Consider the following 25,304-nt stretch of genomic DNA (forward strand, 5'->3'; position numbering starts at 1 on the left):
TCGACCTGTTCCTCTCGCTCAACCCAATGGCAGAGTAAACCAGAAACGGCTGCCACCTTCCGGCCGGTTTTCTGCGCCTAACTCACCAGAATGCTTTTTGATGATCCCTTTGCTGATCGTTAATCCCATGCCCATACCGCTTTTTTTGGTGGTATAGAATGACTCAAAAAGCCGTTCCCGCACGTCATCACTTAATCCGCAGCCGCTATCCAGCACCTCAAACCGCAGCGTATCAGGGGTGGGATTCTCTGACGTCAGGCGCAATAGCGCCGCGCGCGGCAGATCGTCGGACATAGCATCGATCGCATTGATCACCAGATTCAGCAGCACCTGCTGGATCTGAACGCGGTCGCAGAAAATCTCTGCTTTAGCAGCCCTGAATTTAAGTTCCAGCGAGACTCCCCGCCGTTCCAGCTCTACACGGGAAAGCGCCAGAATGTCACGGGCGATCAGATGGAGGTTTTCCAAAGCAAAGCTCGATTCATGATTACGGGTCAGCGCCTGCAGGCCGCGAATAATCTCCCCGGCACGTTTGCCCTCTTTAATAATCTCATCTAAACCGCTGCTGGCGTTTTCCAGCATCAGCGGCTCACGCTTCAACCAGCGCAGGCTGGCACCCGCATTAGCCACGATAGACATCAGCGGCTGGCTGATTTCGTGAGCGATGGAGGCTGTCAATTGCCCGACGGTCGTGGCGCGCGTAACACGCGCCAGGTCCGCCTGCGCCATGCGCGCACTGTCTTCCGCCATACGCTGCGAGGTGATATCTGAAATGGTGCCAAAGTACTCTTTCACCTCAGGGAAATTGTTTACCGGCTCCCCAATACCTTTGATATAGCGACATTCACCGTCTGACCTGATTACCCGAAACTCTGCCTGCATGCTGCGTCCCTGACTGACGCTGTGCGTCACCAGTTCGCTGATAGATTCATAATCATCAGGATGAACGCGGGTCAGGAAGTCTGCCATCGACAGTCCATGTTGTTCGGCTGGCAGTCCCAGTATCCGGGCATATTCTTCAGAGACTATCATCATGTCCTCGGCTACTTCCCAGCGCCAGGTGCCGGTATGACTGATTTTCTCGCCCAGCATCAGCGAAGTCTTGCTGGCACGCAGCTGTTTCTCAACCCGACGCCGATGGTTGTTCTCCTCCAGCAGTTCCGCATAGAGTCGCGCCGTCTCCAGGGAAACAGCCGCCTGCGCGCTCAGGGTTTTAACAATGTGGGAATGCTCAGCGGTGAACGCATCGGGCATCAGGCGATTTTCCAGATAGAGCACCCCGACCATGTTGGCCTGCCTGAACATCGGCACACAAAGCACCGCCGCGCCTGAAGCCACCAGATAGGGGTCCTGACTGAACGGACTGAATACCTCCGGTTTACTGGTGCGAATCTCCTGACCCGTGCGGATCACTGCTGACAGCACCGATAGCGGCAGGTCATTTGCGTCAGGCCGCTCTTTGACAATCTGAACCCGCACGCCATCAGCCGTGCTTTCTGCCCAGGCCTGTGTCTCTGGCAGGTTGCCATCCAGAATCCGGATGAGGCGACAGCGCTGGGCACCTGCCCGCTCCAGCAGCATCCGCATCAGGGTGTGAATCAACCGATCAAGATTGATCTCTTCCGTCAGAGCGCGCACGGCGGTCAGCACGCTTTCCAGATCGTAGAAAGCGGCATCCTGCGTAAACGGAATCGTCGCCAGCGCACTGTTTTGCACCGGTGCGGCCAGGTGCGGATAGTGCTGCTCCAGCTGGCGCACCATCGCCTGCGCTCCCCAGTTGTCCCAGCCTGTCATTGCTACTTTGATGTAGGCATCTGCCGCGGTATCGAGTTGCAAGGCTTTGCAGTAGCGGCCCGCCAGCTGATTGGCCAGCGCATGAATGTGCAGGTATCCAGACTGCCGGGAAAGACGAATGGCATTTTCATACTGCTTCAGCGCCTCACCCGTGTCGCCCTCAAGCCGGGCGCACTCTGCCCTCAGCAAGGCATATTTGTCTGCAAATAAACCGGGGTTAAGCTCCGTCCAGCCAGCAAACTTGTCGAGATGAATGCGCAGCGCGCTGCTATCAGTGGTTTCAGACAGCTGACTCAGGGAGAGTGCAGTATAAAAATGCATATCCATCATATAGATATAAGCAGGCACCGCGCTGATCAATGGCTGGATTTCTTCCAGACAGCGCAGCGCATCACGATATTCACCGGCATAGTAATGGGCCATTCCCCGATACAGGCCCGCCCAGAACTGCACCATCGCCTTATGGCCGGAGATCGGACCTGGCTCACTGCCGGCCACCAGCGGCAAAGCCTGGTCGCGCTCGCCTGCTCTGAACCCACTGCTGTTACGCAGTTGCATCACCAGCTGCTTTTGCATCAGCAGCACGTTCTCAACGTCGGGATAACCCGTTTTACGCGTAAAGGCGAGTCCGCGCTCAAGTGAGGTCATCACGGACTCCAGGTGATCGCCGCGTGTCAGCGTGTTCATGATTTGATGACGCAACGAAAGACAGGCAAAAGAGCGATCGCCATACTTCACCGCGACGCGAAAACTTTCACGGGCACATTCAATGGCGACGTCCAGCGGCTGTGTCCAGATCCCCACCTGATCCAGCGGCAGCAGAGTACGGGCTTTATAACGGGTAAAGTCATACCGCTCCACCAGCTCGCGGGCCACCCGACCGCAGGCATAACTAAAATGCCAGGTCTGATACCGTTCTCCTGTCAGCACGCTGAACCAGGCCAGACCAAACGCAGAGGCACCGGTTATGCCGTGGTCCAGCGTCATCTGCAGCATCTGACAGACCAGGATTAAATGGAGCTTTGGGCAGTCATAGGCGGAGACAAATATGGTGCTGGCCATCAGGTTTAGCACCGACTCAACATCAGGATCGCTGTTAAGCGGCAGCCGGTTCAACGTATCCTGCGGTGAATCGCCGATTCGCGCCCGAATCGCCAGGCAGGCGGCGTCGATCTCCACATCATCCGGATCCCTTTTGAGATGCACACCAAACACTGCCAGCCAGGCAAGCGCGGTTTCCAGCGCCAGATGGTTGTCAGACTGGCGCATATGGATTTCAGCAGAAAGACAGGCTGCCTTTGATTTTTCACTGAGCGTGCCTGGCTCACGTAGCAGCCGGGTACAGAGCGTTTGCGCTGACGTGAGATTACCGTTAAGAAACTCGCACTCCGCTTCATCAAAGCCCAGCATAAAGTCATTACCGGTCACCATTCGCAGGCTGAGTCGCTGGGCGGTGCGCAGATAGCGCAGCGCTGAGAGGTAATCTCCGGCGCGTTTCGACGCCTGCGCGGCTCGCAGACAAAGAGGATAATAACGTTCACGATCTGTCACAGTCAGTGGCAGCTCAGCAATCATCCCAATGTGATAAACCGCGCGGAACAGCGTCTCACTGTTATCCCCGCTTGCGACCGCTGCGGATAGCCAGACCGCTGCCTGCTGATGAAGATGCTGTTGCTGCCGCAGGTCAGGCAATAATAACGCCGCGTTGTGCACGCGATCGTGCGTAAACGCGTAGTGCCCACCGGTCAGGGTGACAAAACGACCGCTGACAGCCGGTTCAAGTTGCTGCTGAATCAGCGTCACAGGCATCGCACTCAGCTGACCTAACAGCGAGAGCTCGCCACTGGCCCCCAAACAGGCCAGCGAACCCATGAGCTGCCGCGTGGTCTCTGGCATCCGTGCCAGCTGGCTTAACACCAGCGTGGCCACATTGTCGGTGTAACGACGCGCCATGAGCGCCTGACTGTCGTAATGCCATTTCGGCGGATTTTGACGAAAGTTAATCACCCCATCCTCTACCGCCTGCCGGAAGAACTCCTGCATCGAAAGGGGATTGCCACCGGTTTTCTCGAAAAGGATCTGCGCCAGCTCGCGATTACCGCCAGGACGGGTATGCAGCATTTGCGCCAGCCAGCGGCCGATGCGTTTCACACTCAACGGCTGCGGCGTCAGCGCCACTACCCGCGGTGCGGCGGCCCTGATGCGCAGCAGAAATCCGGCAATCATCGGACAGGGCATTGATTCACCCTCCCGAAAGGCGAGCACCAGCATAAAGGGCAAATGCTCATTTCGGGTTATCAGGTTTTCCAGCAGTTGCAGCGTGGCAGGGTCTGCCCAATGTACGTCATCAATCAGCATAACCAGCGGACGGCCCGGCGTGGCGAAAGCCTGAACAAGCGAAGAGGCCATCTGCGTGAACTGCTCGCGGGCGTCCAGTGCATGGCGCGCTACTGGCTGTAAATTCCCAATATTGAGCAGCTGTTTTAATTCAGGCACCAGCTCAATGGCTAAATCGACATAGCCGCCCAGCAGACGCAGCAACCGGCCCCGCCATTTTCTGACCTCTGGCGCTGACAACCCCAGCAGATAAAGCGTGACCGTGCGAAACGCGGAGGCCACAGCGGCAAAGGGTGCGGTCGGCGAATGTTGATCGGCCTTGCTGGCGGCCAGTAAAATCTGTCGGTGCTGCAGGGTTTTCAGGGCGCTCGCGATAATCGCGGACTTACCCGAACCAGGCACACCGCTGAGCATCACCAGGCTCTGTGTTCCAGTGCGGATGACCGTATCCAGCGTCGTCAGCAATACGCGAGCCTGCGGATGCTGACTGAACAGAGTCTCAGGCCGGAAACTGGTGTTAAAACGCTCCTGCAGTCCGGGCGTAAACGGCTCAATGGTGTTTTCACCTGTCAATGTGGCCTGACAGCGGCGAAGGTCGGCCATCAGCCCCTGCACGCTCTGATAACCGTCAGCGGGTGACTTTGCCAGCAGGCGCAGCAGAATCACCGAGAGCATCGGCGGCACATCGTCTCTGACCTGTTCAGCTGGCCGGGGCGCGCTGGCGATGTGATGATGAATCCACTCTGCTTCACCTGCGTCAGGTGAGCCAAAGGGTAGCTTGCCGGTCAGATACTCATATAACACCACGCCCAGACTGTAGAGATCGCTGAGGCTACTGACCGGATGTGGCGTGCGACCGGTGTGCTCAGGGGACATATAGGCCAGCGTGCCGCCTGAGGCACGCAGGCTGTTTTTCTCAGCCGACTGCGCCGCCAGGGAGGCGAGTCCAAACCCGCCCAGCCGGAACCGGCCATCGTCAGTAATAAAAAAATGGCCTGGCTTGATATCCCCATGCACGATGCCCTGATGATGTGCCTGACCCAGCGTGTAGCAAAGCTGCAATGCCACCTGCAGGAAATCGGCGATTTTTTCGGGAGGCGTAGCAAGATTGTTAGCCAGGGTGCGAAATGGGAAGGTGGGATAAATCAGCGCATAACGATCAAGATAACGGGTCGTGCCGGTGGCGGTGATGGCCCAGCGTGGTGACAGATACGCAGCCAGAGCACGCTCATTTTTGAGCCGCTGGGTGGCCTGAAAAGTGACGTCGTCACTTTTACCCGTGGCGATGATCAGTGACTCACCCGACTGGCGGCGCGCCAGCATCCAGAGAAGACATCCCTCCTGTGCCAGCGGCATCAGGATGTCAAAATTTTCAATCGCGATCCCTGCGTCATCACTCTCCAGGGAAGTAACTGAAAGAAGGCTCATCAGCGCACATCTCCCTGAGATAACTCGCATCGGATCAGTGTCAGCAGCGTATCAACATCAATGGGCTTTCGCAAAAAAGTCATGGCCCCGAGCCCAATGGCATACCACAGCGTGGTTTCTTCCACATCTGCCGAGATAAAAATTACCGGCGGCAGATCAGCCCGCGCCTTGAGAAGGGTAAAAAGCTCAAACCCGGACATGCCCTTAAGGCCAACATCAATAATAAGCATACCCGCCTCAACCAGCGCATCGTCATCGGCCAGTAATGCCTCACCGGATTCAAATGATCGGGTTACGTAGCCGTCCGAATGCAACAGATTGCTCAGTCCACTGCGGACCGCGCGTTCATCATCGACGATGACAATACGCTGGGGAAACGTCATGCAGGTATCCTCTGGAACGCCTCACCGCGTGGCATGCGAGGACTTAAGGCGTGTTATCACCCTCGGGTGGCGGTGTCCCACTGATTTTTGGCATGCATTCATGGCGGAACCACTTCAGCGTCACCGGCTGTCGCCTGAACAGACGTTTAGCCAGCGGTATTAACTGTTCACCCACCAGCATGCCAAACAGCCCTGCCAAAGCAATGACGGGCGGCGCCGGAGAGTTGACGTTGATCAGGGCATAGATTACCCCGGCGAGCAGGCCCACCGCGAGAGAAATAACGCAGGATTTCAACATGTTCAGCTTATCCGCAATAAGGATGAAACGGGATGAACATCAGGCTGAAGCAAGGCAATTGCAGGCTTTTGTGCGGGAGATACCGCATGCACCAGCGCCCCACCCAATAGCATCCCCAGCAGACCCAGCAGCGCAATCGCGGGCGGTGCCGGTGACCGCACCTTTAGCAGGCCATATAGCAGGCCAGTAAGCACCCCGGCAGCCAGGGAAACAAGTAGAGGATTCATGACCAGCTCCTGTTATGCCACTCAGCTGATCGGCGATTTTCCGCCGATCAGCTGGATGCCTTAGCGTATCGGTGCGTGAACCGGCGCCAGGGTACGGTGTTCACTTTTCTGACGTGATGGTGCTTTATGCACCATGGTGTAGGCGTAATCGACACCAATGCCGTAAGCACCTGAATGTTCTTTGGCGATGTTCATCACCGCATCATAAGTGTCACGATTGGCCCAGTCACGCTGCCATTCCAGCATCACCTGCTGCCAGGTTACCGGCACCACACCCGCCTGAATCATGCGCTGCATCGCGTAGTCGTGTGCCTCTTTAGTCGTGCCGCCAGACGCGTCTGCCACCATGTAGATTTCGTAGCCGCCTTCCAGCATCGCGCAGAGCGCAAAACTGTTGTTGCACACTTCGGTCCAGAGGCCAGAAACCACGACTTTTTTCTTCCCGTTGGCGGCCAGCGCATCACGCACTTTCTGATCATCCCAGGAGTTCATTGAGCTGCGTTCCAGAATATCCAGCCCTGGAAACACATCCAGTAACTCCGGATAGGTGTGACCCGAGAAGCTTTCGGTTTCTACCGTGGTGATGATGGTGGGGATACTGAAGACTTTCGCCGCCTTCGCCAGCGCAACGGTGTTGTTTTTCAGCACCTGGCGATCGATGGATTGCACCCCAAAGGCCATCTGCGGCTGCTGGTCAATGAAGATGATCTGGCTGTTATGTGGCGTGAGGACTTCAAGCTTAGCGTTGGACATGCGTTCACCCATAGAGGTTATGTAACGAAATTTCCGCCAACCGGCGTGTGCAAAATGACGGTCAGTGCAGGTTTATCGCCCTGCTGCTGGCTGTCTGGTCGCAGTGTAGAGCGACCTGCAACGGCAAACTATTATCTCTGCGTATAACTATACGAAGGTATAGGTATCCCTCTGTATAACTAGACGCCCCGTTAGCCTGCTCACCATAATCTGGCTTATTCGTGCCCTGTTATCTGCGGCACTTCCTGTCCCGCGCTAAGCCGGACACCCCCGATGAGGAGCATCTATGGTTACGCTCGGTAAAGCAGAACTGATACTGACCCATGGCAAATTTCATACCGTTGACCGCAGTAATCCAGTGGCAGAAGCGGTTGCGATTCGCGATGGCAAGTTCGTGGCGGTCGGCACGCTGGCAGAGGCGATGGAATTTCACTGCGACGGCACCAAAGTGGTCGATCTTAAGGGCCACACGGCCGTGCCCGGCCTGAACGATTCACACCTGCATCTGATTCGCGGGGGGCTGAATTACAACCTTGAACTGCGCTGGGAAGGCGTGCCATCGGTTGCGGATGCCTTGCGGATGCTGAAAGAGCAGGCGCTGCGTACCCCTTCGCCGCAGTGGGTTCGCGTAGTAGGAGGCTGGACTGAATTCCAGTTTGCCGAGCGCCGGATGCCGACGCTGGATGAGATCAACGAAGCAGCACCGGACACGCCGGTTTTCGTGCTGCACCTCTATGACCGCGCCCTGCTCAATCGCGCCGCTCTGAAAGTGGTGGGCTACACCAAAGAGACGCCAAACCCGCCGGGTGGCGAAATCCAGCGCGACAGCAACGGCAATCCCACCGGTCTGCTGATCGCCCGCCCTAATGCAATGATCCTCTACGCCACGCTGGCGAAAGGACCGAAACTGCCGCTGGAACAGCAGGTCAACTCCACCCGCCAGTTTATGCGTGAGCTGAACCGTCTGGGTCTGACCAGCGCCATTGATGCGGGCGGCGGCTTCCAGAACTATCCCGAAGATTACGAAGTGATTGCTGAGCTGCATCAGAAAAAGCAGATGACGCTGCGTATCGCCTACAACCTTTTCACGCAGCGTCCGGGCCATGAGCTGGAAGATTTTGAAAAGTGGACGGACATGCTGACGCCAGGTCAGGGCAGCGACTATTTCCGTCACAACGGCGCAGGGGAAATGCTGGTCTTCTCGGCAGCTGACTTCGAAGATTTCCTGGAGCCTCGTCCGGATTTAGCCCCTGGCATGGAAGACGAGCTGGAGCGCGTGGTGCGTCATCTGGTTGAGCATCGCTGGCCTTTCCGTCTGCATGCGACCTATGACGAGTCGATCAGCCGGATGCTGGATGTGTTCGAAAAAGTGAATCGTGATATTCCGTTCAATGGCCTGCACTGGTTCTTTGACCATGCGGAAACCATTACTCAGCGTAATATCGATCGCATTAAAGAGTTGGGCGGTGGCATTGCCGTGCAGCATCGCATGGCGTTCCAGGGTGAATACTTTGCTGAGCGCTACGGCATAGAAGCCACCCGCCATACCCCGCCGGTTCAGAAAATGCTGGAGACCGGCGTGCCGGTCGGGCTGGGCACCGATGCGACCCGCGTTGCCAGCTACAACCCCTGGACCGCGCTCTACTGGCTGGTTTCTGGCCGCACCGTGGGCGGCATGCAGATGTATGATGTCAGTGCCCGCCTTGATCGTGAAACGGCGCTGATGCTCTGGACGCAGGGCAGCGCCTGGTTCTCCAGCGAGCAAGGCAAAAAAGGCCAGCTTAAGATTGGACAACTGGCGGACCTGGCGGTGCTGAGTAAAGACTTTTTCAGCGTCCCGGAAGAGGAGATCAAAGGCATTGAGTCAGTGCTGACCGTGGTGGATGGCAATATCGTCTATGCCGCCGGATCGTTCAGCGCAGATGCGCCGCCTGCGATTCCGATCCTGCCGGAGTGGTCACCGGTGGTAAATGTGCCGGGTCACTATCGCAGTGCTCCGCCGGTTGCGCAGAGCCGTGCAGGCATGATGCCCGCCGTCCACCACTGCAGCGGCCCGTGCGGTGTTCATCGCCACTCGCATGAGATCGCCCGTGGATCCAGCGTACCCGTTGCCGAAGATAACGCCTTCTGGGGCGCGCTCGGCTGCAGCTGCTTCGCGTTTTAATCATGAACTATGCTATCGCTCTTTCGCCCCGCATCAACGCGGGGCTGTTCTTCCTGCGCCTGACCGGCAGCCTGCTGTTGTTACAGGTACATGGGCTGCCGAAAATTCTGCATTTCAGCGAAGAACTGACGCGCATCGAAGATCCCTTCGGGCTGGGACCGATGATGAGCCTGCTGCCCGCTATCGTGGCGGAAGTCATCTGCCCGATTTTCATTATTATCGGCTGGGGAAGCCGGATTGCCTGCCTGCCGATTATCGCGGTACTGCTGGTTGCAATGCTGGTAGTCCACCCTGGCTGGTCACTGGCGGAAGGCCAGTTCGGCTGGCTGCTGCTGATTATCTTTACCACGCTGGCGCTGACCGGGCCAGGCGGCTGGCGCATCAGCGCAGCGAAACCTAATGGGAGGCGTTATGGCACAGGTTAATGATATTCATCAGGTTGAGCAGGAACAGCCTGATGTGCGGCCCACTAATGAGGTTTCGCCGTTACAGCCACTGCGTCAGCCGGTGTTCCGTATGTTATGGATCGCCACTGTGGTTTCAAATATCGGATCATGGATGAATGATGTCGGCGTGAACTGGACCATGCTGACGCTAAGTGCCGATCCTCTGGCCGTGGCGCTGGTGCAGGCAGCCAGCAGCCTGCCGATGTTTCTCTTTGCACTGCCCTCCGGGGTGATGGCGGACATCGTTGACCGCCGTAAATATTTGCTGTTTTCCCAACTGTGGACGTTTACCGCCGCCGCCGGGCTGACTGTACTGGCCTGGACCGGTCATGTGACACCCGGCGTGCTGCTGGGCGCTGCCTTTTTGCTGAGCGCGGGTGCCGCCATGAGTTCGCCGCCGTTCCAGGCGATCGTGCCGGATCTGGTGACCAAACCGGAGCTCGGGCCTGCCATTGCTCTTAACTCCCTGGGCATTAATATCAGTCGCGCTATCGGACCGGCACTGGGTGGCCTGATCCTGTCGTTCGCCGGCCCCTGGATGGTCTTCCTGCTTAATGCACTATCGGTGCTGGGTGTCACCTGGGTGCTCTGGCGCTGGAAAGCGGAGCCGAGCGTCCAGCGTCTTCCGCCCGAACACTTCTTCCCGGCGGTACGGGCCGGTCTTCGCTACGTTCATGCGGCACCGGTCTTGCGTAACGTACTGGTGCGAACCTTCTCGTTTTTCCTGTTTGGCAGCGCGGGCTGGGCATTGCTGCCGCTGGTGGCACGTCGTGAACTGGGCCTCGGCCCTGGCGGCTACGGCATCATGCTGGCCTGCATCGGTGTCGGCGCGATTACCGGCGCGGTGCTGCTGCCGCGTTTGCGTCGTCACTTAAGCTCCGATCGCCTGATGGTGCTCGCCAGTCTTCTCTTCGCCATGACCATGCTGGCGCTGGCCTTTGTGCGGCACTTCTGGCTACTCAATGCCTTTGAGTTCTTCACCGGCTTTGCCTGGATCGCGGTGCTGTCGACGCTGAATCTTGGCGCACAGCGGAGCGCCGCGAAATGGGTGAAAGCGCGTGCGCTGGCGGTCTATCTGACAGTGTTCTTTGGATCGATGACCGCAGGCAGCGCCCTCTGGGGACAGCTCGCCTCGCACTTCGGCATTCCGCTGTCGCTCTGCGTCGCCGCGCTGGGGATGGTGCTCGCCAGCAGCACCGTCTGGCGCTGGCGTCTCGATCAGGATCCCGATCTCAATCTCGATATGGTTGGCGATGGCGTTAATGCGCCTGCACTGGATATCCGTCATGAACGAGGGCCAGTGATGGTAAATTACGAATACCGGATTACTATTGATGATGCACATGCCTTTACCGTCTGCATGCAGGATATGCGGCGGGTCAGACGTCGTGGTGGCGCCATCAACTGGTCACTTTATGAAGATATCCTGCAGCCCGGTATTTTCGTCGAGACGTTTGTGGTCGGCTCCTGGGTCGAGCATCTGCGTCAGAAAGAGCGCTACACCATCAACGACAAAAAGATAGAGCGGCGGGTTTTCGCTTTTCATCAGGGTGAAAATCTCCCCGAGGTTCGCTATCTGGTGGCGCCAGTGTGACTGGCTACACCTTCTCATCATTCATCACGTCATACAGAGGGCAATACCATGAGCACCTTTAAAACGACCGACGGTACACAGATCTACTTTAAAGACTGGGGAACCGGTAAGCCTGTTTTGTTCAGCCACGGCTGGCCGCTGGATGCCGACATGTGGGACAGCCAGATGAACTTTCTGGCCGACCATGGCTATCGGGTGATTGCATTTGACCGCCGTGGCTTTGGCCGCTCAGATCAGCCCTGGAACGGCAATAACTACGATACCTTTGCGTCGGACATCAACGACCTGATCACCCATCTTGACCTGCAGAACGTGACGCTGGTGGGCTTCTCTATGGGTGGCGGTGACGTCACGCGTTATATCGGCAGCTATGGCAGCGATCGCGTCGGGGCGCTGGTGCTGCTCGGTGCCGTTACACCTATCTTTGGCAAAACGGCAGACTATCCGCAGGGTGTCGATATGTCGGTGTTCGAAGGCATTCGTGATGGCCTGCTCAAGGATCGCGCGCAGTTTATCAAAGAGTTCGCGACGCCGTTCTACGGCACTAATGCCGGACAGACCGTCTCCGATGGTGTCATGACGCAGACGCTGAACATCGCGCTGCTGGCCTCACTCAAAAGTACCGTGGATTGCGTGACCGCCTTCGCGGAGACCGATTTCCGTGCCGACGTGGCGAAAGTGAATGTGCCGACACTGGTCATTCATGGCAGCAACGACCAGGTCGTGCCGTTTGAAACCACCGGCAAGGTTGCGGCGGAGATGATTGAGGGTGCTGAACTCAGGATCTATGACAATGCGCCACATGGTTTCGCCGTGACGCATCAGGATCAGCTGAATCAGGATCTGCTGGCGTTCCTTAACGCGCAGTGATGCAAAAAACTGCGCGGCTTTCACCGCGCAGTTTTCGTTTTATCGGGTTGGATGATTCACTTCATTCGGACGCAGGTCGAATAACAGCACCTCTGCGCCTTCACCATGACTGAACGACAGCGTTTTCTCGTCGCGAACGCGCGCACCATCTCCGGCATTAAACTGCAGGCCATTGACTCTGACACTGCCACGCGCCACATGAATATAGGCGTAGCGATCGTCCGGGAGTGTAATAGTCTGCTGCTCATCGCCCTGGAACAGTCCTGCATAGATGCGAATATCCTGGCGTACCCGTAATGCCCCATTTTCACCGTCCGGCGAAATAATCAGCCGCAGATTACCGCGCTTATCTGCTTCGCTGACGGAGATCTGCTGATAACCTGGCGGAGTGTTTTTCTCTGCGGGTACCACCCAGATTTGCAGGAAATGCACACCCTCGGTGCCGGAGTGGTTGAACTCGCTGTGGGTCACACCGCTACCGGCACTCATCAGTTGCACATCGCCAGGGACAATCACCGAACCGGTTCCCATTGAGTCTTTGTGCTCCAGCGCCCCTTCCAGCACATAAGAGATAATCTCCATGTTGCTGTGCGGATGGGCGCCAAAACCCCGTCCTTTGGCAACCCGGTCATCATTAATCACCAGCAGATCGGAGAAGCCCGCCTGTTTCGGATCCCAGTAGTTTGCAAAAGAGAAGGTGTGACGTGAATTCAGCCAGCCGTGATCGCCCACACCGCGTTGCTCTGACAATCTTTGCTCAATCATATTCTGCCCCTTCGTTGATTCGGGAAGTGCGAATGCCCTTCGATGGAAACAGCATATAAGTAAACCTGAGTGCCACACAATGACCTGATCTGGCAATCACTGTCTCATTTAGGTGGACAATATGAGCGACAATATCCCGATGAAGGGTATGCGGGTGAGGCGTTCAGCTGCTGGCTCGCACCACCAGCTCACCCTGCATAATCACAGATTGCGGCGGCGCGTCGGGCCAGGCAATTTTCTGCAACACCAGCTCACAGGCGCGACGACCAATCTCCTTTGAGGGCTGAGCCAGTGTGGTCAGCGGGGGTGAGACCATGCTGGCCAGTTCGCTGCCGTCAAACCCCACCACGGCGATATCCTGAGGGATCCGCAGTCCCGCCTGCTGAATCGCCGCCATCGCACCGCCGGCCAGCGTATCGCAAACCGCAAACACCGCATCAGGCTGGCTTTCAGCAGCCAGCAGTTGATTCATTGCTGCTTTACCTGCACTGAAACTCAGCGCACTGGCATACGCGATGGCCTGCCAGCTCAGTTGCTGTTCATCAAGCTCTGTGGTGTAGCCCTGCTGACGCAGGCGGGCATAACGGTAGCTCAGGTCGTGATTGATCAGCGCGATGCGCTTTCGTCCCTGCCTGGCAAGATAGTGCACCACGGACTGCGCAGCGGCTTCATCATCAATGCCGACGCAGGAGATCTGGCCGTTATCATCATGTTCGGCGCACTGAACCCAGGGTGCCGAACCTATCAGCTGACTCAGTTCCGGGAGTTTGCTGAAGGCATCCATGGTGATGATGCCATCCACCATCTTGCCGGAGAGCAGTTGCAGACTGGACCGTGAACGGGCGATGTCCGCGCCGGAGTTACACAACAGGATGCGATAGCCGTTTTTCTCCGCCTGCTCCTCAATACCTTTGACAACCTCAGCGCAAAACGGGTTGGAGATATCTGAAACCAGCACAAGGATCATTGAACTGCGCGCTGTACGCAACTGACGTGCCAGCAGATTGGGCTGGTAGTTGCTCTCTTCAATTGCCGCGAGGACTTTCTGGCGATTAGCCGGTTTCACGCTGTCGCTGTTATTCAGCACTCTTGAAACGGTAGCGACCGAGACGCCCGCCATCCGGGCGATTCTCTGTATAGACATAGCGCTCCTTCTGTTTGAATCCGTGCAGATCGCCCACATAACACAGCCGCTGAATCTGCAAAATGGCCTCAGGTGTCACGATCCAGGCCCAACTGATGGCGTACTGATGGGCCGTTCTCTGCCAGAGCAAAATCATCAAAAGCGCGATCAGACACCGGAATGATATGCCGGCGGATAAACTCCGCGCCTTCACGCGCACCCGTCTCGCTATCCTTCAGGCAACACTCCCACTCCAGTACTGCCCATCCGTCATAGCCATACTGCGCCAGCTTGCTGAAGATACGGCTGAAGTCGATCTGACCATCGCCAGGCGATCGAAACCGTCCGGCGCGGGCCAGCCAGGGCTGATAGCCGCCGTAAACGCCGCTGCGCCCGTTAAGCTGATACTCAGCATCCTTAACGTGAAAGGCTTTGATGCGCGAATGATAAAGGTCGATGAATTGCAGATAATCGATGTGTTGCAGCAGGAGATGGCTGGGATCGAACAGGATATTGCAGCGCGGGTGGTGATTAACCTCCGCCAGAAAACGCTCAAACGTGACACCGTCATGCAGGTCTTCGCCGGGATGAATTTCATAACAGAGGTCAATGCCGTGATGGTCAAACATATCCAGCACCGGCAGCCAGCGGCGCGCCAGCTCAGCAAACGCCTCATCAAACAGCGCGTCATGCTGCGGTGGCCACGGGTAAAACCAGGGCCAGGCGAGCGAGCCGGAGAACGTGGCATGCGCACGCAGGCCGAGCTTCTCTGAGGCAGCCGCAGCCCTCTTCAGTGTGGCAATAGCCCACTCAGTGCGCCGGGCCGGATCGCCACGTAATGCCGCCGGGGCAAAATTATCAAATGCCAGCTCGTAGGCCGGATTAACCGCTACCAGTTGACCTTCAAGATGGGTAGAAAGCTCGCTGATCTCCAGTCCGAAACCGGCCAGCACCCCTCGCACCTCGTCACAGTACGTCTGACTCTCCGCCGCCTTTTTAAGATCGAAAATGGCAGGCTGATGACAGGGGATCTGCAGTGCCTGATATCCCAGCCCGGCGGCCCACTTCCCCAGCCCCTCCAGCGAGTTAAACGGCGGCTGCGGGGTGATGAACTGTGCCAGGAAGATGCCCGGCCCCTTAATTGTTCTCATCATTAACTCCTGTGTCCTGCTATCGCCTAATCACGGTATTTGAACGAGAAGAAGAAGATAATCGCAATCAGCGCTGCAGCAATCGCGGGGATCCACCAGAATAACGCCCAGCTCTGGGCTGTGGCATTGCCCGCCACCAGATGGTTGTACAGAGAACCGGAGATTTGGGATCCCAGCAGCATGCCAATGCCGTAGGTGAACATCACCACCATGCTCTGCGCCTGACCTTTCACCTTTTCACCGGCAATCCGATCGGTGTAGATAAATCCCACCACGAAGAAAAAGTCGTAACAGACACCATGCAACAGGATGCCGAGGTAGATCAGCGTGCGCGTCTCATCGCTCATGCCCAGCGCGAACAGGGCGTAGCGAACAAACCACGCCATCATCCCAATCAGCAGCATGGTTTTGACGCCGAGGCGACGAAACAGCAGCGGGATGATCAGCATGAAGAGAATTTCAGACATCTGTCCCAGTGACATCAGCGTGCTGACGTCCCGGATACCGGCATCCGCCAGCCACGAGGCGGTGAAGGCGTAATAGGTGCCCAGCGGAATCGAAATCAGCGTGGCGCACAGAGCAAAGACCATGAAATGACGCTGTCGCAGCAGTGCGAAGGCGTCCGCACAGAAGAGATCGCGGACTTTCAACGGCAAACCTTTGGCTGGTGCCGGCGTATGCGGCAGCGTCAGGCTGTAAATCGCCAGCAGTATCGAGCAGAGCGCCGCCAGCTGAAACACCGCCACGCTGTCAGCAATGCCTGTCACGCCGATAAAGATCCCCGCCACGATCCAGCCGATGGTGCCGAAGACTCTGACGATGGGGAAACTCCGCTCACTGCTGGCGAGACTGTGAAAGGCGATGTTATTTGAGAGTGCCAGCGTCGGCATAAAGCAGAGCGTATAGCCAAATAACAGTGCGATTAGCAGCACGCCGTTCTCCGCAATCAGCGCCTGTGGCACAAACCAGAGGATGGCTGCGCCCGCCAGGTTCATCACGGCCATGACTTTTTGCGAAGGGAAAAAGCGATCCACCAGCATGCCGAGCACAAACGGCGAGAGAATTGAGGCGATAGGTCCAGCTGAAAACGCATCTCCAATCAGCAACGGCATATTGTGTCGGGTCATCACCAGCCCCAGCGTGACCGACCAGCTGCCCCAGATAAAAAACTGCATGAACATCATGAGAGAGAGTCGCGGCACCAGCAGCTTATGCTGCACCCGCTGGCCTGCGCGCGCCTGCACCGTTGCAATCATGGGAACCTCGTGAATAAGTAATCGATTACTTTTTGATGGTGTGAAAGTAATCGATTACCGTAACAGGTTCTCCTGCCCCGATCACAAATTATTCACGCAGCGTTACCATCCGGGTATCAACGATGCCAGACGACGGTGTCGGGAGGTCAACCAGTGGCATCAACCACCCGCGCTTTCCGGAAGCGATATCGCTCATACAACACCGAATAGAGACCGCCAATCACCACCAGAATTGCACCGATAACGGTGGTGGAAGTCGGCAGATTACCCAAAAGCAGATAGCCCACCGCCACCGACCAGATCAACGTCGTGTAATCAAACGGCGCCAGCAGTGAGGCTTCGGCGTACCGCAGGCTCAGAGTCATCAGGATCTGCGTGATACCGCCCAGCAGTCCACATCCCACCAGTAATGCCAGCTGGTTACCCTGAGGGACTTTCCAGCCGCCCGGAAGCGTAACCAGCGACGTTAGCGCCGTGGTGACAGCAAACCAGAATGCGATAGCACCGGGCTTCTCTTTCCCGTTAAGAAACCGAATCTGAACCAGCGCACAGGCAGTACATAAGGCTGCCATTAACGCCAGCAGAATGCCCACTGAGGATGAGAGCGAGAATGTTGCCTGACTCGTCAGGGTGAGATGCCCGGAGAACATGACCAGGATGCCGCTAAAACCGGTAAAAACCGCCACCCAGCGATGGTGCCGGACTTTTTCACGCAGAAACAATGCCGCCAGTAGCACGGTAAAAAGCGGCGCAGCATAGTTAATTGCGGTGGCATCGGTCAGGGAAATGTAGAGCAGCGACAGATAACTGAAATAGAGGCCGCCGGTTCCGGCCAGTCCTCGCACAAAATGTCCGCGAATATTCCGCGTGCAAATGCCATCCAGTATGCTGCCCTGAAAACTCAGCCAGATTAACAGTGGGACCAATGCCAGCACTGAACGGAAAAATATCACTTCACCGACCGGGATTGCGCCATCCAGTCCTTTAACACAAGCCAGCATCAGCGTTGAACTTAACGCAGCTGTGATCTTCATCGCTATGCCAGCGGAAGCGTTCATAGGGTTTTTGATCTCATCATGGGGAAAATTAGCAGGAGAATCAGCACTCTCACCCACCATACTGGCACAATGCGATGCTGTGATCTGCCGTGATTGCGTTACAGACGGCATTTTATATTTTTTTGCCGTCGCGTCACGGCATGAACTGGCATGTGGATCAGCGTCCCTGCTGATACACTCAGCCTTCTGCCCTGCTCTATGGGCCGCTTCTCTAAGGAACAGGAGTCTCCGATGTCCACGCTGCGTTTACTGCTATCTGAATCTAACGACCCCTGGTTTAATCTGGCGGTAGAAGAGTGCATTTTCCGGCAGATGCCCGCCACCCAGCGCGTGCTATTTTTGTGGCGTAATGCGGAAACGGTGGTAATCGGACGGGCGCAAAATCCGTGGAAAGAGTGCAACACGCGACGTATGGAAGAAGATGGTATCCGGCTGGCGCGTCGCAGCAGCGGCGGTGGCGCGGTATTTCACGACATCGGCAACTGCTGTTTTACCTTCATGGCTGGCAAGCCGGAGTATGATAAAAGCGTCTCGACCGCCATTATCCTGCGTGCACTTAACGCGCTGGATGTCCCGGCGAAAGCGTCCGGACGTAACGATTTAGTGGTCAACACCGCTGAGGGACTGCGTAAAATCTCCGGTTCTGCCTACCGCGAAACACCGGACCGCGGTTTTCATCACGGCACTATCCTGATGGATGCCGATCTAAGCAGGCTGGCGGACTACCTTAATCCTGATGTGAAAAAATTGCAGGCCAAAGGGATTACGTCGGTCCGCGCAAGGGTAACCAATCTGGCAGAATTAGCACCGGGTATCAGCTATCAGGCGATCTGCTCAGCAGTGACTGACGCCTTTTTCGATCATTACGGAGAACGTTGTGAACCAGAGATGATTTCGCCTGAAGCCTTGCCCGACCTGCCGGGTTTCACAGAACAGTTCGCGCGGCAGAGTAGCTGGGCGTGGAATTTCGGTCAGGCACCTGACTTCTCGCATCTGCTTGACCAGCGTTTTGCCTGGGGCGGTGTGGAAATCCACTTCGATGTTGAACGTGGCGTGATCACTCGTTGTCAGATTTTCAGCGACAGTCTCAATCCTGCGCCGCTTGAAGCACTGGCGCAACGGATGCAAAACGTCACTTACCGCCCAGACGCCCTTGAACCGGTACTGAGTCAGCTGGTTGCGGATTTCCCGTTGCAACAGGCAGAGCTGACAGAATTGCAGCACTGGCTGGTCGCCAGCCTACGCTGAACAGTTGTTTTCATTTGCCCGTTTAGAAATCTGTCGCAGGCCATCTTCTCCTTAACAGCATTCCGTAAAAGACAAACGCAAAAAACCCGCACAAGGCGGGTTTTTATTAATTATCAATTTCAGGCTTATCTGCTCAGGCTGTTGCCGTCATCGCTATTGTAAGCGTTATTGATAACTAAGGCTTACATAGGGACTACGTTTGCCGCTGAAGGACCTTTAGCGCCGTTTTCAATCGTGAATTCGACCTGCTGGCCTTCGTCCAGAGTTTTATAATCGTTGCTCTGGATTGCAGAGAAATGTACGAATACATCTTTGCTGCCATCCTGAGGAGAGATAAAACCGAAACCTTTACCAGCGTCAAACCATTTTACTAAACCAGTCATTTTATTAGACATCGATATTTCCTTAATTTATGAGCCACTACGTGGCGAAGATGGCCTGTCTTTCAGAAGGTAACTTACCAGGCTTTTAGGAGGAGACTCACAAAGAAGGGGTATCTTGAGATATCGCTTGCACTGAGGACTGCTTTACTAAAACTGCTTTGATAAGGTCTGTATTCCAAACCGATGACGCTATTAAGCCACGCTTTACCTAGTTTAGCAAACATTGTTTTAATTTATTTTTAACATCCAGACGTCCGGAGCCCTTATAGTGTTCGGTCTCGTTTGATCCTGTCCGTTATTATTGCTTTCATTAACTGCTTATTTAACGCACAACGAATGAAGCAGCATAAAAAATAAACATTTATTGATTAAGCCGTAATAAAACGCAAAAAACCCGCACAAGGCGGGTTTTATTAATTATCAATTTCAGGCTTATCTGCTCAGGCTGTTGCCGTCGTAGCGATTATAAGCATCATTGATAATCAGGGCTTACATAGGGACTACGTTTGCCGCTGAAGGACCTTTAGCGCCGTTTTCAATTGTGAATTCGACCTGCTGGCCTTCGTCCAGAGTTTTATAATCGTTGCTCTGGATTGCAGAGAAATGTACGAATACATCTTTGCTGCCGTCCTGAGGAGAGATAAAACCGAAACCTTTACCAGCGTCAAACCATTTTACTAAACCAGTCATTTTATTAGACATCGATATTTCCTTAATTTATGAGCCACTACGTGGCGAAGATGGCCTGTCTTTCAGAAGGTAACTTACCAGGCTTTTAGGAGGAGACTCACAAAGAAGGGGTATCTTGAGATATCGCTTACACTGAGGACTGCTTTACTAAAACTGCTTTGATAAGGTCTGTGTTCCAAACCGATGACGCTATTAAGCCAGACCTTATCGACTATAGCAAACATTATTTTAATTTACTTTTAACATCCAGACGTCCGGACCGCCTTTATTGATTTTCTTAGCCTTTTGAAATTTTCAGTCAGGCAGAATGATAATCTTCATTGAACGATCAGAGTAAAAGGCCTTGCTGACAATCAATGTTGAAAAATGATACGAGTAATAGTGTGAATAACGCGCAGCGATAAAATGTATCGCTGCGCCCTCTTCTCTTTATATCAGGCCAGTTGTGTCTGCTGACGGGCAGCATGTCTCGCTGTCATGACAAACACCATAAGACCGGCAACACCCAGCGCAACGCCCACCCAGGCGGTAGAGATCCAGCCGTAGCCAAGCGACACCGTCAGACCACCGAGATACGCGCCCATGGCATTAGCAATGTTTAGCGCCGAGTGGTTCATTGCGGCAGCCAGGGTTTGCGAGTCATTGGCGACATCCATCAGGCGAATCTGCAGCGACGGCAGCAACACCGAACAGGTGCCGATCAGGAAGGTCGCCAGCAGTCCGGTCGCCACATGCTGAACCAGCACCGGGAAGGCCAGCATTACCAGCACGTTCCATAACAGCGTCCAGCCAATAATATTCAGTACCGAACCATCCGCCAGACGGCCGCCGACCAGATTACCGATGATCATCCCCAGACCGAATGCCACCATCGCCCAGGGTATTAACGAGGGTGAGATGCCGGCAATATTAATTAGTGTCGGTGCGATATAACTAAAGATCGCGAACATTCCGCCAAAGCCTACCGCGCCCACCAGCAGGGTCAGCAGCACCTGTGGGTTTTTCAGCGCGCCCAGTTCCCTAAGCGGATGCGCATCTGCATCGCCTGCGACATAAGGAACATAACGACCAATCAGCAGGCAGGTCAGCAGACCAATCGCGCCCACAAAGGTGAACACCACATGCCAGCTGAAAAGTTGTCCTATCCAGGAGCCCAGCGGCACGCCGATCAGGGTCGCTACCGTCAGCCCCAGCATCAGGGACGCCAGCGCGCGGCCACGTCGCTCAATGGGTACCAGCGATGCCGCCACCAGCGAAGCCACACCGAAGTAGGCGCCGTGCGGCAAGCCTGTGAGGAAACGCGCAACAAGCAGACCGTGATAGCTATCAGCCATCGCGCTGGCGACATTACCGATGCTGAACAGCGCCATCAGGATCAGCAGCAGTGATTTACGCGCCATCCGCGCCGCCAGTACCGCAATAAACGGTGCACCTACCACCACGCCCAGCGCGTAACTGGCAATGGCGTTACCTGCCTGCGGCTCAGTGATTGCCAGAGAGCGTGAAACATCCGGCAGCAGGCCCATCATGATGAACTCACCCGTCCCGATGCCAAAGCCGCCCAGCGCAAGGGCCAGTAATGCCCAGCGGACAAAACCGGCATCGTCGGTTTTATGATTTTTTCTTAACAAAATTGATTCCCAATGGCCTGAACTGAAAAAAACGGAAGTGAGCCGGAGGGAGAAAGCAGAACATGTTCCCGTCCGGATAGAGCGGTCAGACTATAAAAAGGAAGAACGTGCTTAGCAACCCATTTTGTGATCTGGATCACTAAAAGCATTCAGTGGCGTGCAATGCCTGCTTTGCAGATTGGAACCAGACCGCCGGGAACACGTTCATGATTCGAAGGTCATTCAGGCCTGGAGAGCCCATAATTGCTTTACGGGCCAGTCATTGCGTGCCTGTATTCACCCGCCGGCCAATGTCTTTCAGCTGGGAGTATTTCTCCAGCAGCTGTGGACCATCATCCAGGCTCATGGCAAACATCCACATATAGGTCATCACCGAATAGATGTGACCCGCATCAGTGCCGCCACGGCTGGACATCACTGCAATGGTGGCAGCAAACAGCAGCGCCGCCACGCTGCCAATCGCCAGATAACCGTACGCTTCCCTGTCGGAGAGGCGGATGCGCAGGCTGGCCAGCACGCCATAGTGACGGCCAAGTGACGCGGCGTTCGCATTGCTGACAAAGCTCACCTCTTTCTCCAGCCGGTTATTCAGACGACCAAACAACGCGTCGTTTTTACGGGTAAACCCCGGCAGAAAACAGGCAAAGAACAGCAGGATCGCCAGACAGCCTGCGCCGGTCCAGAACTCGATAGCCAGCAGCATCACGGCGGCACCGGTCATCGACGCCAGCGAGGTTATCAGCACTGGAAGATGTTTCTCAAAAAAGTCGACAAATTCACGTGACAACGCCACCCGCGCGGCAATCGTTGAAGCGCTCTGGTTTTCGCTGCGCTGCGCCACGATCACCGGCACGGCCAGTTCAGCGTAGATGCGGGCAAAGGTGCGGGTATCCACACTGCGTCTTGCTGCGCCAATGGCCCACATAGTAAAGACCATCGCGGCATAGAGCACTGCATGCCAGGTCCTGCCGGAGATAATCGCATTGATCGCGAAGCCTGCCAGCAGCGGATAGAGGAGATACATGACATTCTCCGCCACCACCAGTAGCAGCGTGAGGAACAGCTTGCGGCTATGGCGACGGCCGAGCATTTTTAATGTCAGAATAGCGCTGCGGGGAGCCGCAACAGGAAGGATAGTTTTTGAGGAATGCATAGTTTCTGTTTCTGATATAATTATTATTGAGCGGTCGCTCAAGTACAAAAAGCAGTCTATTTGAGCAACCGCTCAAAGTCAATGTAGCCATTATCGGGAGAATAATGAAAGAGTCAGCTGAAGCATTGAGAACCAGGATACTGGATGCGGCGATAGTCCTGTTTATTGAAAAAGGGATTGAAAAAGTGACCACCCGGGAACTCACCGAATCAGTGGGTATCTCACGCAGTCATATCTACCACTATTTCAGTAACTGGCAGACACTCTGCCTGGCGGCGCTGGAGCGCTTCATGCAGGTGGATTTTGAAACGTTTGCTGACTCCCTGAAAATGCTCACACCCCGCCAGCGGCTGGCAACGCTTATCGAAAGCCATTTGCCGAGCGCACCGGATGCAACCTGGCAACTCTATGCGTCGTTCTGGCAGACGGCTGCACATAACGAAGCCTATGCGGCGCTGGCCGATGAGATGACGGATGCCTGGCAGGGTTTGATGGAAGCGATTATTCGTGACGGCGTCACGGATGGGACACTGCAGTGCAGTAACGTGCCCCGTACCGCCAGACAGATCAGCGCCATGCTCAACGGCTATGCCGACCTGCTGACCATCAATCCTTCTGAAAAAAAAGCACGCGAAGCACTGGCAGATTTAAATCAATTTATTGATGCTGTCCTGTCATAAACCCGATTAACCGGTTTATTAGCGAGACGGCACCGACCAGATATTAATTAAATGTTAATAAAAGGTTTATTATTTTAATTAGTCGGCGGTTTATTGCTGCTTTAAATGCAGCTTACGCAGTAAAACAGACTTATACCGTTTCTGTCTGAAAAGGCCTCTTTTTGATAGCGTTTTTACCCGGAAACAGCTGTTTACACAGATTATTATCATTGACTTAGCGCAACCGGAGTCAGGTAAGCTGGTGTTTTTACGCCAGTTATTGGAAAGCAGCTAACGAAGCGGCAAGAATAGATGCGCTCAGAATCCCACCAAATGATTGATTCCTATAGTAAAGAATCCGATATCTGATGATGAAATTAAACATTGAGTCGGACCTTAAAAACACCTATATTGGCCGCGCTTTTACATAGCCACCCATTTTAATTCATTTATTCAACTGTGACGCTACGCCCGTCCCGGTTGTAGGAGAGATATGATGACGGATAAAGTCCGTATTGATAGTTTGAATGCACAGAACGCAAACGCTACCAACGAAACGTATTTAGCCCGTCAGGCTGAATTTGAATCAAACGTTCGCAGTTATCCTCGTAAATTGCCATTCGCAATTGCGAAAGCTCAGGGTGTCTGGATTACAGATGTCGAGAATAATCAGTATCTCGACTGTCTTGCAGGTGCAGGAACGCTGGCGCTGGGACATAACCATCCCGATGTTTTGCAGAGCATTCAACATGTCATTACCAGCGGCTTGCCGTTACATACTCTTGATTTAACTACGCCTTTAAAAGATGAGTTCTCTGAGTACCTGCTCTCCTTATTACCGGGCCAGGGCAAAGAGTACTGCCTGCAGTTTACTGGCCCGTCCGGCGCAGATGCCGTTGAAGCGGCGCTGAAACTGGCGAAAAAGCACACCGGTCGTTCCGGCATTATCAGCTTCTCCGGTGCCTATCACGGTATGACCCACGGCGCGCTGTCGGTCACCGGCAACCTGTCTCCGAAAGAAGCCGTTGATGGCATGATGCCGGAAGTGCAGTTCATGCCTTATCCGCACCTTTACCGCTGCCCGCTGGGCATTGGTGGTGAAGCGGGCGTAAAAGCACTGACTTACTACTTCGAAAACCTGATTAATGACGTTGAGAGTGGCGTTCGCAAACCCGCTGCCGTCATTCTGGAAGCGGTTCAGGGTGAAGGCGGTGTTAACCCGGCGCCAGCGGAATGGCTGCAGCGTATCCGCAAAGTCACCAAAGAGCATGGCATTCTGCTGATCATTGACGAAGTCCAGGCGGGTATTGCCCGTACCGGTAAATTCTTCGCCTTTGAGCACGCGGGTATTGAGCCAGACATCATTGTGATGTCCAAAGCGGTCGGTGGTGGTCTGCCACTGGCGGTACTCGGCATTAAGAAAGAGTTCGATGCCTGGTCACCAGGTCACCACACCGGCACCTTCCGTGGTAACCAGCTGGCAATGGCCACCGGCCTGACTACCCTGAAACTGCTGAAAGATAATAACATCGCTGACAAAGTCGCGGCACAGGGCGAATGGCTGAAAGGCAAACTGGGCGAGCTGCAGCAGCGCTATCCGGTCATCGGCAATGTGCGCGGTCTGGGTCTGATGATCGGTATTGAGCTGGTGAAACCCGATGAGCCTGCTGACCACATGGGCAGCTTCCCGGCAGACGGCGAGCTTTCTGCGCTGGTTCAGAAGAAATGCTTCGAGAACGGCCTGATTCTGGAGCGCGGCGGACGTCACGGCAGCGTATTACGTCTGCTGCCTTCCCTGCTGATCACGGATGCAGAACTTGACGTGTTCATGGATAAATTTGAAAACGCCCTGCTGTCAGCTGGCGTGAAACCAGTTTGAGTGGAGTGAATGCA

General features: G+C 55.2%; 21 protein-coding genes. 7 read left to right on the top strand and 14 right to left on the bottom strand.

Translation table 11 applies throughout. The features are described 5' to 3' along the window. Positions 1-18 precede the first annotated feature (18 nt). The 5 genes from KTJ90_RS20670 to KTJ90_RS20690 are packed head-to-tail and all read right to left on the bottom strand — an operon-like array spanning position 19 to position 7,220. On the bottom strand, positions 19-5,559 hold the full coding sequence (locus KTJ90_RS20670; protein WP_499026750.1) for a trifunctional serine/threonine-protein kinase/ATP-binding protein/sensor histidine kinase: 5,541 nt from the start codon (positions 5,557-5,559) through the stop codon (positions 19-21). Continuing rightward, the gene (locus KTJ90_RS20675) at positions 5,559-5,942 is read right to left on the bottom strand and encodes a response regulator transcription factor (protein WP_003855179.1); all 384 of its coding nucleotides are present in this window, start codon (positions 5,940-5,942) and stop codon (positions 5,559-5,561) included. The genes KTJ90_RS20670 and KTJ90_RS20675 overlap by 1 nt, the downstream gene beginning before the upstream one ends. Positions 5,943-5,985: 43 nt before the next feature. Continuing rightward, positions 5,986-6,240 carry a XapX domain-containing protein gene (locus KTJ90_RS20680; RefSeq protein WP_008924690.1) on the bottom strand — a complete coding sequence of 85 codons (255 nt, stop codon included), beginning with the start codon at positions 6,238-6,240 and terminating at the stop codon, positions 5,986-5,988. Positions 6,241-6,242: 2 nt separating this feature from the next. Then, a complete protein-coding gene (locus tag KTJ90_RS20685; RefSeq protein WP_499026753.1) occupies positions 6,243-6,467 on the bottom strand; it encodes a XapX domain-containing protein in 225 nt (74 codons plus the stop codon). Between the two features lie 60 nt (positions 6,468-6,527). Continuing rightward, positions 6,528-7,220 (bottom strand): hydrolase, encoded by a 693-nt coding sequence (locus tag KTJ90_RS20690; protein ID WP_033742913.1) that lies wholly within the window; start codon positions 7,218-7,220, stop codon positions 6,528-6,530. A gap of 286 nt (positions 7,221-7,506) precedes the next feature. Here KTJ90_RS20690 and KTJ90_RS20695 point away from each other — a divergent pair, with 286 nt between their 5' ends. Genes KTJ90_RS20695 through KTJ90_RS20710 form a run of 4 tightly spaced genes read left to right on the top strand, consistent with a single transcriptional unit; the run spans position 7,507 to position 12,294 of the window. Further along, positions 7,507-9,384 carry an amidohydrolase gene (locus KTJ90_RS20695; RefSeq protein ID WP_003855185.1) on the top strand — a complete coding sequence of 626 codons (1,878 nt, stop codon included), beginning with the start codon at positions 7,507-7,509 and terminating at the stop codon, positions 9,382-9,384. A gap of 2 nt (positions 9,385-9,386) precedes the next feature. Beyond that, complete coding sequence (locus tag KTJ90_RS20700; protein WP_499026756.1) at positions 9,387-9,809, top strand: DoxX family protein; 423 nt, start codon at positions 9,387-9,389, stop codon at positions 9,807-9,809. Further along, complete coding sequence (locus tag KTJ90_RS20705; RefSeq protein WP_110411977.1) at positions 9,796-11,424, top strand: MFS transporter; 1,629 nt, start codon at positions 9,796-9,798, stop codon at positions 11,422-11,424. Before KTJ90_RS20700 ends, KTJ90_RS20705 begins: the two co-directional genes overlap by 14 nt. 48 nt (positions 11,425-11,472) lie before the next feature. Then, a complete protein-coding gene (locus KTJ90_RS20710) occupies positions 11,473-12,294 on the top strand; it encodes an alpha/beta fold hydrolase (RefSeq protein WP_003855192.1) in 822 nt (273 codons plus the stop codon). A 39-nt stretch (positions 12,295-12,333) separates the two neighbouring features. Here the strand turns inward: KTJ90_RS20710 and KTJ90_RS20715 are convergent, their stop codons facing one another. The 5 genes from KTJ90_RS20715 to KTJ90_RS20735 all read right to left on the bottom strand — a co-directional run bounded on the left by KTJ90_RS20715 (position 12,334) and on the right by KTJ90_RS20735 (position 17,647). Continuing rightward, complete coding sequence (locus KTJ90_RS20715; RefSeq protein ID WP_003855194.1) at positions 12,334-13,059, bottom strand: pirin family protein; 726 nt, start codon at positions 13,057-13,059, stop codon at positions 12,334-12,336. A 163-nt stretch (positions 13,060-13,222) separates the two neighbouring features. Continuing rightward, entirely contained in the window at positions 13,223-14,203 is a 981-nt protein-coding gene (locus tag KTJ90_RS20720; protein ID WP_499026759.1) for a LacI family DNA-binding transcriptional regulator, read from the bottom strand. Positions 14,204-14,271: 68 nt separating this feature from the next. Beyond that, complete coding sequence (locus KTJ90_RS20725; RefSeq protein WP_497817348.1) at positions 14,272-15,333, bottom strand: sugar phosphate isomerase/epimerase family protein; 1,062 nt, start codon at positions 15,331-15,333, stop codon at positions 14,272-14,274. Positions 15,334-15,359: 26 nt separating this feature from the next. Then, entirely contained in the window at positions 15,360-16,589 is a 1,230-nt protein-coding gene (locus tag KTJ90_RS20730) for an MFS transporter (RefSeq protein WP_187961285.1), read from the bottom strand. A gap of 146 nt (positions 16,590-16,735) precedes the next feature. Further along, positions 16,736-17,647, bottom strand: coding sequence for a DMT family transporter (locus KTJ90_RS20735; RefSeq protein ID WP_499026761.1), 912 nt, complete (start codon positions 17,645-17,647; stop codon positions 16,736-16,738). A gap of 231 nt (positions 17,648-17,878) precedes the next feature. Here KTJ90_RS20735 and lplA point away from each other — a divergent pair, with 231 nt between their 5' ends. Then, on the top strand, positions 17,879-18,895 hold the full coding sequence (gene lplA, locus KTJ90_RS20740) for a lipoate--protein ligase A (protein WP_499026763.1): 1,017 nt from the start codon (positions 17,879-17,881) through the stop codon (positions 18,893-18,895). Between the two features lie 182 nt (positions 18,896-19,077). Here lplA and cspE (KTJ90_RS20745) read toward each other — a convergent pair whose 3' ends face one another. The 4 genes from cspE (KTJ90_RS20745) to KTJ90_RS20760 form a co-directional block, all read right to left on the bottom strand. Then, positions 19,078-19,290, bottom strand: a complete 213-nt coding sequence (cspE, locus tag KTJ90_RS20745) for a transcription antiterminator/RNA stability regulator CspE (protein WP_003855207.1) — start codon at positions 19,288-19,290, stop codon at positions 19,078-19,080. 477 nt (positions 19,291-19,767) lie between these two features. After that, positions 19,768-19,980: a transcription antiterminator/RNA stability regulator CspE gene (gene cspE, locus KTJ90_RS20750; RefSeq protein ID WP_003855207.1), complete on the bottom strand. Its 213-nt coding sequence runs from the start codon at positions 19,978-19,980 to the stop codon at positions 19,768-19,770. A 422-nt stretch (positions 19,981-20,402) separates the two neighbouring features. Then, positions 20,403-21,599 (bottom strand): MFS transporter, encoded by a 1,197-nt coding sequence (locus tag KTJ90_RS20755; protein ID WP_003851447.1) that lies wholly within the window; start codon positions 21,597-21,599, stop codon positions 20,403-20,405. 259 nt (positions 21,600-21,858) lie between these two features. After that, on the bottom strand, positions 21,859-22,752 hold the full coding sequence (locus tag KTJ90_RS20760) for an ABC transporter six-transmembrane domain-containing protein (RefSeq protein ID WP_140033867.1): 894 nt from the start codon (positions 22,750-22,752) through the stop codon (positions 21,859-21,861). A 104-nt stretch (positions 22,753-22,856) separates the two neighbouring features. Here KTJ90_RS20760 and KTJ90_RS20765 point away from each other — a divergent pair, with 104 nt between their 5' ends. Both KTJ90_RS20765 and KTJ90_RS20770 read left to right on the top strand, forming a co-directional pair. Continuing rightward, a complete protein-coding gene (locus tag KTJ90_RS20765; RefSeq protein ID WP_313045031.1) occupies positions 22,857-23,432 on the top strand; it encodes a TetR/AcrR family transcriptional regulator in 576 nt (191 codons plus the stop codon). Between the two features lie 472 nt (positions 23,433-23,904). Beyond that, positions 23,905-25,290, top strand: coding sequence for a diaminobutyrate--2-oxoglutarate transaminase (locus KTJ90_RS20770; protein ID WP_003851454.1), 1,386 nt, complete (start codon positions 23,905-23,907; stop codon positions 25,288-25,290). Positions 25,291-25,304 lie beyond the last annotated feature (14 nt).

This window comes from Pantoea jilinensis, from assembly GCF_019104105.1.
GTDB classification, from domain to species: Bacteria; Pseudomonadota; Gammaproteobacteria; order Enterobacterales; family Enterobacteriaceae; genus Pantoea; species Pantoea eucalypti.